The organism is Acinetobacter sp. PFS20, from assembly GCF_052261015.1.
Taxonomy (GTDB): domain Bacteria; phylum Pseudomonadota; class Gammaproteobacteria; order Pseudomonadales; family Moraxellaceae; genus Acinetobacter.
The window spans coordinates 2,454,639-2,467,134 of the sequence record NZ_JBPVZE010000001.1; the positions used below are offsets into that span (position 1 = coordinate 2,454,639).

General features: G+C 39.9%; 11 protein-coding genes. 6 read left to right on the top strand and 5 right to left on the bottom strand.

The genetic code is table 11. From position 1 onward, the window contains the following. Window positions 1-137 precede the first annotated feature (137 nt). Entirely contained in the window at window positions 138-3,602 is a 3,465-nt protein-coding gene (locus ACS125_RS11555) for a hybrid sensor histidine kinase/response regulator (RefSeq protein ID WP_443272230.1), read from the top strand. Next, window positions 3,599-4,558, top strand: coding sequence for a response regulator (locus ACS125_RS11560; protein ID WP_443272233.1), 960 nt, complete (start codon window positions 3,599-3,601; stop codon window positions 4,556-4,558). Before ACS125_RS11555 ends, ACS125_RS11560 begins: the two co-directional genes overlap by 4 nt. 45 nt (window positions 4,559-4,603) lie before the next feature. Here ACS125_RS11560 and ACS125_RS11565 read toward each other — a convergent pair whose 3' ends face one another. Continuing rightward, complete coding sequence (locus ACS125_RS11565; RefSeq protein ID WP_174738748.1) at window positions 4,604-5,674, bottom strand: alpha/beta hydrolase; 1,071 nt, start codon at window positions 5,672-5,674, stop codon at window positions 4,604-4,606. Window positions 5,675-5,718: 44 nt separating this feature from the next. After that, window positions 5,719-6,195: a cyclophilin-like fold protein gene (locus ACS125_RS11570; RefSeq protein ID WP_174727050.1), complete on the bottom strand. Its 477-nt coding sequence runs from the start codon at window positions 6,193-6,195 to the stop codon at window positions 5,719-5,721. A 286-nt stretch (window positions 6,196-6,481) separates the two neighbouring features. Here ACS125_RS11570 and ACS125_RS11575 point away from each other — a divergent pair, with 286 nt between their 5' ends. Further along, window positions 6,482-7,372 carry a LysR family transcriptional regulator gene (locus ACS125_RS11575; RefSeq protein WP_443272236.1) on the top strand — a complete coding sequence of 297 codons (891 nt, stop codon included), beginning with the start codon at window positions 6,482-6,484 and terminating at the stop codon, window positions 7,370-7,372. On the opposite strand, the gene ACS125_RS11580 is transcribed toward ACS125_RS11575, so the two are convergent. Further along, window positions 7,350-8,555, bottom strand: coding sequence for an MFS transporter (locus ACS125_RS11580; protein WP_443272238.1), 1,206 nt, complete (start codon window positions 8,553-8,555; stop codon window positions 7,350-7,352). The genes ACS125_RS11575 and ACS125_RS11580 overlap by 23 nt on opposite strands. Window positions 8,556-8,816: 261 nt before the next feature. Here ACS125_RS11580 and ACS125_RS11585 point away from each other — a divergent pair, with 261 nt between their 5' ends. Continuing rightward, on the top strand, window positions 8,817-9,101 hold the full coding sequence (locus ACS125_RS11585; protein ID WP_004642449.1) for a GNAT family N-acetyltransferase: 285 nt from the start codon (window positions 8,817-8,819) through the stop codon (window positions 9,099-9,101). 134 nt (window positions 9,102-9,235) lie between these two features. Here ACS125_RS11585 and ACS125_RS11590 read toward each other — a convergent pair whose 3' ends face one another. After that, on the bottom strand, window positions 9,236-10,171 hold the full coding sequence (locus tag ACS125_RS11590) for a LysR family transcriptional regulator (protein ID WP_174727058.1): 936 nt from the start codon (window positions 10,169-10,171) through the stop codon (window positions 9,236-9,238). Between the two features lie 90 nt (window positions 10,172-10,261). Here ACS125_RS11590 and ACS125_RS11595 point away from each other — a divergent pair, with 90 nt between their 5' ends. After that, window positions 10,262-10,903, top strand: a complete 642-nt coding sequence (locus ACS125_RS11595; protein WP_174727061.1) for an alanyl-tRNA editing protein — start codon at window positions 10,262-10,264, stop codon at window positions 10,901-10,903. Continuing rightward, window positions 10,904-11,542, top strand: a complete 639-nt coding sequence (locus ACS125_RS11600; RefSeq protein ID WP_174727063.1) for a LysE family translocator — start codon at window positions 10,904-10,906, stop codon at window positions 11,540-11,542. Between the two features lie 92 nt (window positions 11,543-11,634). Here ACS125_RS11600 and ACS125_RS11605 read toward each other — a convergent pair whose 3' ends face one another. Next, window positions 11,635-12,372, bottom strand: coding sequence for an SDR family oxidoreductase (locus ACS125_RS11605; RefSeq protein WP_443272241.1), 738 nt, complete (start codon window positions 12,370-12,372; stop codon window positions 11,635-11,637). Between the last annotated feature and the right edge of the window lie 124 nt (window positions 12,373-12,496).

Consider the following 12,496-nt stretch of genomic DNA (forward strand, 5'->3'; position numbering starts at 1 on the left):
GATGGTTTTGAGTGTGTGATTTTTGGGAAAAATTGAAAATACGTTATTTTGCGTATATGTGCGTATTCGAGAAAATCGCCATGATAAATAACTTTTGGCATAAGGATTGCTGGGTTTAATGCAGCCCCATCCAAAACATGAGTGTTATGCCAGATTCTTCACGCCCCCAACAAGCGCCACAACGTGTGATCAAAACACGCCGTGAATATAATATTTGGGTGGCAGATGAAAGTATCGAAGATTATGCGCTCCGCTATGCGCCTACCTCAGTAAGAAAATGGTCACCTTGGACGGTGACCAACACCGCAATTTCGACCGTTAGCTTTTTGGCTATGGAAGCCATTGGGGCGACCATGCTTTGGCAATATGGCTTTAGCAATGCAGTATGGGCAGCAATTGTCGTATGTACCATCATATTTTTAACCAGTTGGCCGATTAGTTACTACGCCGCAAAATATAATGTAGACGTCGATTTGCTTACTCGTGGTGCAGGTTTTGGCTACATTGGCTCGACCATTACATCTCTAATTTATGCCAGCTTTACCTTTATTTTGCTTGCGTTTGAAGCCGCAATTATGGCGATGGCACTTGAGCTAGCTTTAGGCATTCCACAAGTTATTGGTTACTTAATTTCTGCCTTAGTAATTTTGCCTTTAGTGGTCAAAGGCATTGGTTTTATTAATAAAGTTCAGGCGATCACACAACCAATCTGGCTCTTATTACTGTTATTACCGTGGTTTTTTGTACTTTGGAAACAGCCACAAATTTTAAGTAGTAGCCTGCATTTTGTTGGGGCGGTTTCAAACTCGACCGATTTTAATTTGTATTACTTTGGTGCGGCGTGCACTCTTATTTTTTCATTTGTGATCCAAATTGGTGAGCAAGCCGACTATCTACGCTTTTTGCCGCAACAAGAAAAAAACAGAACCGCATGGCGTTTTGCCGTTTTTTTAGGTGGTCCATCTTGGATTATTTTTGGATTCCTAAAAGTATTGATGGGCATGCTGCTGATGGTGTTGGCTTTTCAGCTGTTTATTCCTGTCTCTGAACTAGACAATCCAACTTATCTGTATTGGGTTGCCTATCAACAATTTATTCCAAATCCTCAACTTGCTTTAATTCTCACATTAGCACTAGTTTGCGTGGCGCAAATTAAAATTAATATGACCAATGCCTACGCTGGCTCATTGGCATGGTCAAACTTTTTTGCTCGTTTAACTCATAGCCATCCGGGGCGAATTGTCTGGCTTCTTTTTAACGTTTTTATCGCCATTGTTTTGATGGAAATGGGGATTAGCCATGCGGTTGAACGTATTTTGGGGCTATATAGCAATATCGCTTTGGCATGGATTGGTGCCGTTGTTGCCGATTTAATTATCTGTAAACCTTTAGGTTTAAGCCCAAAGGGAATTGAATTTCGCCGTGCTTATTTATATGACATTAACCCCGTAGGTGTGGGTGCTTTACTGATTGCTTCAGTGTTATCGATGCTCAGTTATTTGGGCTTTTTTGGACTCATGGCAAAAGGATTGGCGAGTTTCATTGCTTTGGGGAGTGCGGTGTTATGCGTTCCTATTATTGCTTACCTAACTAAAGGCAAATATTACATTGCACGTCAGCCTGAAAAAATTCAGGCGACTTCGGTTGCTAACTGTGTGGTATGTGAACGGGACTATGAACTTGCCGATATGGCAGGCTGTCCAGCCTATAATGGTACGATTTGCTCTCTATGCTGTTCACTTGAAGCACGCTGTCACGATTTATGTAAACCTGATGCACGTTGGTCAGTACAACTCAAAAAAGCCATTTGGCACTATTTACCAGAACGTTGGGCCAGCCGTTTAAATAGCAGGGTCAGTTTATATTTATTACTGACTCTGGGGCTGTCTATTGTTTTGGCTGTGAGTTTGAGTCTGGTTTATATCCAAGAAAAAACCTATTTAGAAACCATTAATGCGGCAGCCGTTCCTCAGCTATTTACGCTATTTGTTAAAATTTACACCATTTTATTTTTATTGATGAGCGTTGCTGCTTGGTGGCTCGTATTAAACGATGAAAGCCGTCGTAATGCCGAAATTGAGACACACCAACAAACAGCATTATTGATTGATGAAATTGCTGCCCATGAAGTCACTTCAAAAGACCTGCAAGATGCCAGAATTTCGGCAGAGCGGGCAAATGACGCAAAAAGCCGTTATGTCATTGGAATTAGCCACGAATTACGAACACCTCTAAATAGTATTTTGGGCTATAGCCAATTGCTTCAAAAACAAGAGCAGCTTTCAGAACAAGGCAAAATGGCGCTCGGTGTGATTAGCCGTAGTGGACAGCATTTGACTTCACTGATTGATGGTTTACTAGATTTAGCACGAATTGAAACAGGTAAAATTTCTTTAAATGTAGTAGATGTTCATTTCCCTAATTTTATTGAACAGATTATTCAAATGTTTCAGCCACAGTTTGAACAGAAGAATTTACAGTTTATTTATGAAATTGGAGAGAACCTACCGCACTATGTCCGTACCGACAAAAAACGCCTAGAGCAAGTGCTCATCAATTTACTGGGCAATGCTTTAAAGTTTACAACGAGTGGCACAATTACTTTAAAAGTCGAGTACCGTTTTCAAACGGCTTATTTTGAAATTAGAGATACGGGCTGTGGTATTGCCGAGGCAGATTTAGAGCGAATCTTTAACCCGTTTGAACGAGGTAGCAATGTGGTTCAAGGCGGATTTACCGGAACAGGGCTAGGACTGCCCATTGTAAAATTATTGGTCGATTTACTCGGTGGCCAGCTATCTGTGACTAGTCAGCTCAATCATGGGTCACAGTTTAAGATTAAGTTTTACTTACCTTCAAAAGAAGTGGTTCATCCAATTTCTAATGTTTACTCCAACCAGATTACGGGTTATCAAGGCGAGCGAAAACGAATCTTGGTTGTCGATAATGAAGCGGTGGACCGAGGTTTAGTTGCTAATTTTCTCAAACCTTTGGGATTTATTATTGAAGAAGCCGAGTCGGGCATTGACTGTTTAAGACGAGTACCTATTTTTCAACCTAACCTGATTTTGATGGATTTAAATATGCCTTTGATGGGCGGTTGGGAAACTGCGCGATTATTGCGTCAGAATAATATTACCAATGTGCCGATCTTAATTATTTCAGCGAATGCAGGCGAGCGTGAAGTAAATCCACAAGATGCCGTCTTAAGTGAAGACTTTATGTTAAAACCAATCGACCTGAATTTGTTGCTGAGTAAAATTGGAGACAAATTAGGTTTACTATGGATTGATTCCAAATCAGAGACATCCATTGAAAATAATGAAGTTCAAACACTTGATCTAAACGTTTTTAAGCAGGAGCAAGCCACTGTTCATACATCAATTACACAACCAGAAAATAATGATCTGCTCGATTTACCGCAAAGCTTGCAGCAATTAAATGATTTGATTGGACAGGGGTACATTCGGGGAATTCAACAGACTTTAACGCAATGTCGTCAAAATTTTCCGGAGCATGATGATTTATGGGAACAGCTTGAACAGACTATTCAAAAGTTTGATTTAAAACACGCGCAACGATTAATTCAGGATAAGCAATGAGTACGCAACATGTTTCTTTTCAGCAAGCTTCGCCCAACGAGCAGGCTGTTATTCTGATTGTGGATGATGTGCCGGAAAATTTAGGCTTGCTGCATGAAAGTCTGGATCAGGCAGGTTATCGCGTGCTTGTCACAACCGATGGGTTGAGTGCAATTGAAATAGCACACCGATGTTTACCGGATATGATTTTACTCGATGGCAATATGCCACATATGGATGGTTTTGAAAGTTGCATACAGCTTAAAGCGAGTCCAATTACGCAGTTTATTCCTGTCATTTTCATGACAGGCTTGTCGGAAACAGAACATATAGTGCGTGGTTTTCAGGTGGGTGGGGTGGATTATGTGACTAAACCACTGAATATTGAAGAAGTACTGGCAAGAGTGAAAACACATTTGGCACATGCCAAACTATTCCAACAACAAAAACAGGTGATTGATGCAACGGAAACAGCCATTCTCGCGCTAGATGTTCACGGTAAAATTGTGTGGAAAACCCAAAAGGCTAGTGATCTACTAAATCAATATTTGCCTGAATTAGAAGGTTTTGAAGCAGGTTTAAAAGCTTGGTTTTCAGACTTAGAGCAAGAAAAAGACCCCAAAAAATTAACCAGCTGTTCTTATTCGACGCCATCTCAACAATTACAGCTTTTATTGCTTACGCCGTGGGAAACTGAACCAAGTGTGGCAAAAAAATATCTGATACAAATCAAGACATCTACGCCAGCTTTGGAAATGGCTGATATTTTGAAATATTGCCCACAATTGACTCAGCGTGAAGCAGAAGTCATGCACTGGCTATTATTGGGTAAAACCAATAAAGATATTGCAGAAATTTTGGAGCTGAGTCCACGGACGGTAAACAAGCATTTAGAGCATGTGTTTGGAAAACTTTGCGTTGAAAATCGGACTGCTGCTGTGGCGCACATTAATAGTTTGGTACAAGAGTTTCATTAAGTTAGTTTAAAAAATAGAGGCCCCATCGAGCCTCTATCACTTTTTTTACTTCAAGTTCTGTTTAAAGAAACTGTTCAATTTATCAAATGGAATGAGATCGACGCGATCATATAAATCGACATGTCCAGCACCTTTAACGTAGTAAAGTTCTTTAGGTTGGCCTGCGAGTTTATAAGCTTCTTCACTAAACTCCTTTGAATGAGCCTGATCACCTGTAATAAACAACATCGGACGTGGTGAAATCGTTTCAATGTCGTTAAATGGATAGAAGTTTAAAAATTTGACATTACTTGTGAGCGTTGGGTGAGTTGTAAGCTCTCTCGATGAGCCTTTAGGCGTATATTCTCCACGTGGAGTACGATAAAAGTCGTAAAATTCACGTTGAATAGGGTGTGTATCTGCTGTTAGCTCATGCGTAGTTCCGCTGGTATATTTGGTTTCACCACCTTTAAATTCAACATAACGCTGTGCAGCGGCTTCTGCAATAATTTGCTTTCTTTGCTCTAGGGTTTGTGAGTGACGTAAGCCATTGCGGTTTGCTGCGCCCATATCATACATGCTGACAGTTGCTATCGCTTTCATACGCGGATCAATTTTTGCAGCACTAATGACAAAACTTCCACTTCCACAAATACCCAGGGCGCCAATATGTTCACGATCAATAAAGGATTGTGTTCCCAAATAATCTACAGCGGCACTAAACGCTTCTGCATAAATGTCTGGTGCAACCACATTTCTTGGTTGGCCCGAGCTTTCACCCCAAAATGATTGATCAATTGCTAAGGTTACAAAACCCTGTTCAGCCAGTTTTTGTGCATAAAGCATAGAGCTTTGTTCTTTGACAGCACCCATAGGATGACCAATTACAATCGCAGGGGCTTTAACCTTTTTATTCAGTTTTTTGGGAATAACCAGATTGCCGACAATATCCATATTGTATTGATTTTTAAAAGTCACCTTTTGAATAGTCACTTGCTGACTTTGATAGAAGTTATTTGCACCATTAGACATATCGGCCGCCATACCAGAAGTTGAAGAAAATAGACCAATAGTTGCTGCACAAATTGCAGCCGCCGTATGGGTTTTAAGCTTTTTAAACAAGGGAGATGTAGTCATAGATACCTCAATAAAACCATTTAAAGGGGGAGATTAATTCACGCTTATTTCATTTGAGAAATTGAAATTTTGATCGGTTGGTTCTGCTTAAATTGTTGAGGAATGGCATCCAGTTTCCCAAGAAAAATGAGACCATTGGCATAGCCAACATGAGAATCTTTATAGAAAAAAGCCAGATTGCCCCACGGAGCATAATAGGTAAGATCACCAGCCTTGCCCGCATAACCATGAGGCGCATTCTGCGTAGTTAGCTTGGCGGGTAGATCGGCTATTTTTTCAGTAGAGTCATAATCTTTAAGTGTTAATGTCAGTGGAAGCTGTTTGATAAAATCTTGAACAGTAGGTGTCATGGCTAATGTGGCAAATAACGGTTGCTGTGTTCCATCAATATCAATACGGATTTTCATCATCGATACCCTTTGTTGATTTTTACCTTGAGGCTTTATTGCATAAGAGGCGGAAGTAACTGAGAACAAAACACATAGGCTGACTAAGCCTTTAAAAAACTTATGATTAGCCATATCAAATTACCTCACTTCTTTAAGAAACAAGCACATAAATGCGATGAAACTATTTATTCTTTAACGTAAAGATATGAGTGGAATTTATTAATTTTTTACAATAATAAAAATGACTCATAATAATCGCCTCAGTTTATTTAAATCTTCATGTTTACTGCTTGATATGGATTTTAACGAATCTTCTTTTTAATAATTAGTCTAAAAAACAAACATGGACTTATGAGCAATATTCATGAATGGTTTTATGCTCTATAATGAGATTGACCCTGAATAAGAGATAAAGCAGATGATAAATAAAGAAAACTATAATGATCTTTATGCCTTTCTCATGGTGGCTCGCGAGGGTAGTTTTACTAAGGCTGCTGGGAAAATGGGAATTTCACAATCTGCTCTAAGCCATACCATTCGCGGTTTAGAAGAGCGATTAGGCATGTTACTTTTGACTCGAACCACCCGTAGTGTTTCACCAACAGCAGCAGGTGAAAGGTTGAAACAAACCATTAGTGCCAGCTTCGATCAGATTGATAATGAATTATCTCTATTAACTTCATTTCGAGACCAACCTGCCGGCACGGTTCGGATTAATGCCAGTAGTCATGCAATACGGGAAGTATTGATTCCAAAACTTAAAAAGATTGCAGGTGAGTATCCAGATGTACAAGTTGAACTAACTGCCAATAGTGGAATGGTCGATATTGTTGCAGAGCGGTTTGATGCAGGGGTTCGTTTCGGAAGCCGCGTAGCTGATGGCATGATTGCAGTACGTATAAGCCCAGATGTCAAAATGGTGGTCATAGCAACTCCGGCATATTTTGAAAAATATGGAATTCCACAAACACCGAAAGATTTATTGAGTCATCAATGTATTAGCTTTCGTTTAACAACCCAAGGCAGCGTGTATGCGTGGGAATTTGTGAAAGATGGTCAAGAAACAAAAATCAAAATTCAGGGTCAATGGATATTTAATGAAAGCTACGATATCGTCGAGGCGGTTAGAGCTGGATTTGGACTTGCTTATATTCCAGAAGATTTGATTCGAGAAGATCTAAAAGAGGGTAATCTGATTCAAGTTTTGGAAGAGTACAGTATCCAGTTTCCCGGATACCATTTGTACTACCCACATCGCAGACAACTTTCACCTGCATTAAGATTGGTTATTGATGTGTTGCGTGAGTAGCATTACGCCATGTAAGAAAAGCAGTTATAGACCCTAACAATAAAATAATAGCGCTCAAATAAAATGTCGCGGTATAGCCATGTGTGTCATATAACACGCCGCCTAGCGTTGCTCCCAAAGTAATTGCAAACTGAATAATGGCAACCATTAAACCGCCGCCAACTTCGGCATCTTGGTGTAATGTTTGAGCCAGCCAAGTATTCCAAGCAACAGGTACCGACGTTCCAATAAATCCCCATAAACCCATCAATATGGCAACGAACCATATATGCTGACCACCCAGCACAAAGGCTCCCGCGATGCCTGCCATGATGAAGGGAATGATGATGAGGTAACGATAAACATGTCGGTGAAGCATCAAACTAATAAGGAACGTACCCACTAAGCCTGTAACACCTAATATTAATAATAAGGTAGATAGTTGGGCTGCATTGACATGAGTGACAGTTTCTAAAAATGGACGTAAATAGGTAAAGAGTGCGAATTGCCCCATAAAGAGCAATAAAACACCTAACATAACGTACAGGACAATGGGACGTTTAAGCAGGCCAAAAGGGTTTTTAGATTTCTCAACTGACAAGATTGCTGGAAGAGCCGGCATACTTTTAAATTGCCAAATAAGCGCAAAAACCGCAATTGGCACAATACAGAAAAAAGCACCACGCCAACCAATGATTGAGCCTAGGAAACTGCCTAAAGGCGCAGCAATGGTTGTCGCTAAGGCATTTCCGCCATTTAACAAACCGAGTGCTTTAGGTACTGAAAGTGGAGGAACGAGTCGCATAACAATTGATGTCGACATCGCCCAAAAACCACCAATCACCACACCTAAAATTGCACGGCCCAACATAAATAAGACAGCAGAATGAGCAAATGTAATGATAATGCCTGAAACAATCATGAGTAGGGTAAGCAACAGCATGATAGGGCGTCGGTCCCATGTTTTAAAAACACGGCTAATTGATAGACTGGTAATAACAGCGAAAATGCCTGAAATGGCAATAGCTTGACCGACTTGGCCTTCACTCATATTTAAATCTGTAGAGATTGGCGTGAGTAAACTGACGGGCATGAACTCCGAAGCAATTAATACTGAACAGCAGAGTGACATTACAAATACGGCACCCCATGCGGGTGTATTGTTTTCCTGTAAGTTCTGCTCAATTTGACGAAAAGAAGACATAAAAGTTCCGATTTTAAAACCTTTGAATGTTCATGTAAGAAATGAATCAATTTGGCCAGAGAGCTTAACAGCAATAGTTTGAAAGGATTAGGCACAGAATTACGAATAGAATTATGAGTTTTATGCATGAATTGTATTTAAAAAGCATACAGACTCACTGCTAAAAACAGGCTATTTTTTTACACTTAAATTTGTTCTTATAGTCAAAGATAAACAAAGTCATTTTTAAATAAATATGAGTCGTAATACGAGGAATTCATTGTGAATATTCAACAAAAAGATGATACGAAACACGGCAGCTTTAGCTTGCTTGATGGTGAAACCGTTGCGGGTGAAATGACTTATACATGGGCAGGCGAAGGCATGCTGATTATTGATGCCACAGATGTAAATGAAAATTATCGGGGACAAGGGGTAGGTCGCCAATTACTTGATGCTTTGGTGGCTTTTGTTCGTGAGAAAGACGTAAAAGTAATTCCGCTTTGCCCATATGCTAAATCGGTATTTGATAAAGATCCAAGTATTGGTGATGTACTTAGAAAGTAAGCAATAGATTAAAAATAATTAAATAAAAATCGGGCCTTGTTGTCCGATTTTTTATGGATTTTGCTAGGTGGTAATCTATTGAGTTATTTTACAATTTGCAGATGATTTTAACTAAATTAACTACAGAAATATTTTTACTTTATTTTCAATAACGTTGGCTCTACTGCTAATTTATCCGCCAAATATTGAATTAATACACTTAATTTCGGCGGGACATGCCGTGTAGGAGGGTAGAGTAACCAAAGCCCTCCGCTGTAATAGGTCTTAAAATCCCAGTTGGGCAAAACCTGAACTAAGCTCCCTTCTTGTAGGGCATGACGGGCTACAAAATACGGTAAGCTCGCAACACCTAAATGCTGTAATGCTGCACTCAAACGCACACCCGTATGGTTTGCAGCATAACGGCCACGTACCGCAACACTTATGGATTTATTTCCTTGTTGGAATTTCCATTTTGAATCACTGGTTTGTTCACCCAAGTAAATACATTCATGCTGCTTTAAATCATGAGGATGACTCGGTGTGCCATGTTTTGCCAAATACTCAGGTGTGGCACAAACCAAGTGATCAATATCAATGAGCTTTCTACCCATAAGGCCACCTGGTGGTTGCTCTGTAATTCGAAGTGCTAAATCGACTCCATCATCAATGAGATCTACATAACGATCTTCTAAAAGCATTTGAATATCAATTTTTGGGTAGCGTTCTAAAAATTCAGGTAAATGCGGATGAATCATAAAATGACCCACAGCTTTTGGAACGCTCATGCGAATGACACCTTCGGGTTCGACATGAAATTGGCCTGAACTTTCCATAACAGCTTGAGCCGCATTCACCATATCTAAACAGCGTTGATAGACCTGTTGCCCACTTTCACTCAAACGAAGTTTCCGTGTTGTGCGATAGAGTAAGCGAGTGCCTAAAGCACGTTCTAAACGGGCAATCGCACGACTAACAGCAGAAGGTGTTGTACCAAGTTGCCTTGCAGTTTCAGAAAAACTTTCCGACTCGACAACCTTAACGAAAGTCGCCATTTCGTTTAACAGAACCAGACTTTGATTTGTGCTCATGAGGCAAAAGTTATTTGGATTTTAATTGGATTATCGCGCCTTAGAAATCGCAATACAATCTTTTTCATCTTAAGGGGTGTGTGAAAAAGTATGACACAAGCATTGTATTTAAAAGGTGTACTAAGTGCTGAGATTGAAATTCTAGCGTGTAACCCATGTGAAGATGGACGTTTTGCAGTGCGTTTATCCGCAACACCATTTCATCCTCAAGGTGGTGGACAGCCAAGTGATACGGGAAAAATTGCAGAGGCAGATGTTGTTCATGTTGGGATTGAACAAGGGGAAATCATTCATTATTGCACACAGCCTGTTGGGTTAGGAGCGGCATTCGCACAAGTCGATGAAAAGAAACGCCATTATCATAGTCGATTACATTCGGCTGGGCATCTTATTGCCCATGTAATGCATTTATTCGGCTGGCAAGCCACAAAGGCTCAGCACTGGCCTAATGATGCTAGGGTTCAGTTTATTCCTCTAGACACGGTTGAACAACTTGATGCTGAAATGCTTCAGAACAAATGTTCTCAATATATTCAAGCTAATGTTCCCGCCAATCTGCATCAACATGCTGATGGTTTTCGTGAAATTAATTTTGGAGATTTTCCTGCATTTCCATGTGGTGGAACTCATGTCGCAGCATTAGGGGATATTGGCCCTATAGATATTCAATCTTATCAGTTTAAGAAAGGAAAACTAAGTGTTAGTTATAGCGTAGCTGAGGAGATTGAATAGATGTGGCAGTTGTATGGACATGAGTTTTTAACTTTAGCTCTTATTCATTTTTTGGCTGTTATTTTACCGGGACCAGATTTTGTAATTACGGTCCGACAAAGTGTGCGCTATGGCTACTTAGTTGGATGTCTGACTGCAATTGGTATTGGTGTCGGAATTTCGGTTCATGTGTTTTATACACTGGTTGGGATCGGTTTTTTAATCCAGCAAAGCGAATGGCTCATGTCACTGATCAGAACAGCGGGAGCAGCTTATTTGATTTATTTGGGTTGGCAGTGTTTACGTAGCCAGCCGAATACAAATCTTGAGATCAATAACCAAACTGATAGTGATGCTCCAAGTTTGTTTAAAGCTTTTACGATGGGTTTCTTAACTAATGCATTAAATCCGAAAGCTACCATCTTTTTTCTGGCAATTTTTACAACGATTGTAAGTACCACCACACCGATGAAAGTTCAGGTTTTTTATGGAGTGTGGATGTGTATGGTTAATGCTATTTGGTTTATGGTGGTGAGTGTGCTGTTTGCACAGCCTATTGTACGTAAACGTTTTTTAGAGTTTGGGGTTTATTTTGAGCGGGTGATGGGAGTTTTATTAATTGGGATTGCATTGAGATTGATTTGGGAATTATTTCTTTAATTTAGACTTGTTACGTTTCACATCATAGCCATTTATAAGTTTGGAATATACTTTACATATTCCAAACTTAGATTAAATTTAATTTAAAAAAATTAAGCAAATCCACCATTTACTCGAATGACTTGTGAATTTACCCAACGTCCATCTGGGCCAGCTAGCATGGCAACTACACTGGCAATTTCTTCAGGTGTTCCAATTCTTTCCAATGGGGCAAGTTTTGCTATAGCCGAAATCTGCTCCTCAGTTTTTCCATTGTAAAAAAGGTCAGTACCTGTTGGACCGGGCGCGACGGCGTTTACGGTAATATTTCGGCCGCGTAACTCATTTGCTAACACATGTACCAAACCTTCTACACCTGCTTTTGAAGCAATGTAGGGACCATATGCTGGAAAAGATTTAGCAATTACACTGGTTGAAAGCGTAATAATTCGACCACCATCCGGCACTGTTTCGGCTGCATGTGCCAATATTAAAAATGCACCCCGTAAATTGGTATGAATTACTTTATCGAAATCAGGCAGGGCTTCAGGTGTAATTTTTGCTATAGGCATAATCCCTGCGCTATGGACCACGACATCTAATTGACCGTTAATGGCTTTTACTTCTTGAAATAAACGGCTGACATCATGTTCATTTGCAACATCCGCTTGAATAGCTGAGGCTTGACCACCTTGCTCAATAATATGATCTACAGTTGCTTGGGCATGAACCTTATTGCCTGCATAGTTAACAATCACATAAAAGCCATCTTGAGCTAAGCGTTCAGCAATAGCACGACCAATACCGCGTGAAGCACCAGTAACAAGAGCTGTCTTATTTGAAATATTCATTTTTAGATTGCCTGTTTGAGTAGGTATGGCTTATTTTAATAATATAGAAATATGGAATAAATCTTCATAATTGGATAAGATAATTCCATATATATTAATAATAGATAGGGTTAAAAGCGAGCAT

What these genes read in the sequence shown, in the direction of transcription:
- ACS125_RS11580 (WP_443272238.1), bottom strand. Translation starts at nt 8,555, where the DNA reads ATGTCTTCTTTTCGTCAAATTGAGCAGAACTTACAGGAAAACAATACA.
- ACS125_RS11600 (WP_174727063.1), top strand. Translation starts at nt 10,904, where the DNA reads ATGTGGCAGTTGTATGGACATGAGTTTTTAACTTTAGCTCTTATTCAT.
- ACS125_RS11605 (WP_443272241.1), bottom strand. Translation starts at nt 12,372, where the DNA reads ATGAATATTTCAAATAAGACAGCTCTTGTTACTGGTGCTTCACGCGGT.
- ACS125_RS11565 (WP_174738748.1), bottom strand. Translation starts at nt 5,674, where the DNA reads ATGACTACATCTCCCTTGTTTAAAAAGCTTAAAACCCATACGGCGGCT.
- ACS125_RS11555 (WP_443272230.1), top strand. Translation starts at nt 138, where the DNA reads ATGAGTGTTATGCCAGATTCTTCACGCCCCCAACAAGCGCCACAACGT.
- ACS125_RS11595 (WP_174727061.1), top strand. Translation starts at nt 10,262, where the DNA reads ATGACACAAGCATTGTATTTAAAAGGTGTACTAAGTGCTGAGATTGAA.
- ACS125_RS11575 (WP_443272236.1), top strand. Translation starts at nt 6,482, where the DNA reads ATGATAAATAAAGAAAACTATAATGATCTTTATGCCTTTCTCATGGTG.
- ACS125_RS11570 (WP_174727050.1), bottom strand. Translation starts at nt 6,195, where the DNA reads ATGGCTAATCATAAGTTTTTTAAAGGCTTAGTCAGCCTATGTGTTTTG.
- ACS125_RS11590 (WP_174727058.1), bottom strand. Translation starts at nt 10,171, where the DNA reads ATGAGCACAAATCAAAGTCTGGTTCTGTTAAACGAAATGGCGACTTTC.
- ACS125_RS11560 (WP_443272233.1), top strand. Translation starts at nt 3,599, where the DNA reads ATGAGTACGCAACATGTTTCTTTTCAGCAAGCTTCGCCCAACGAGCAG.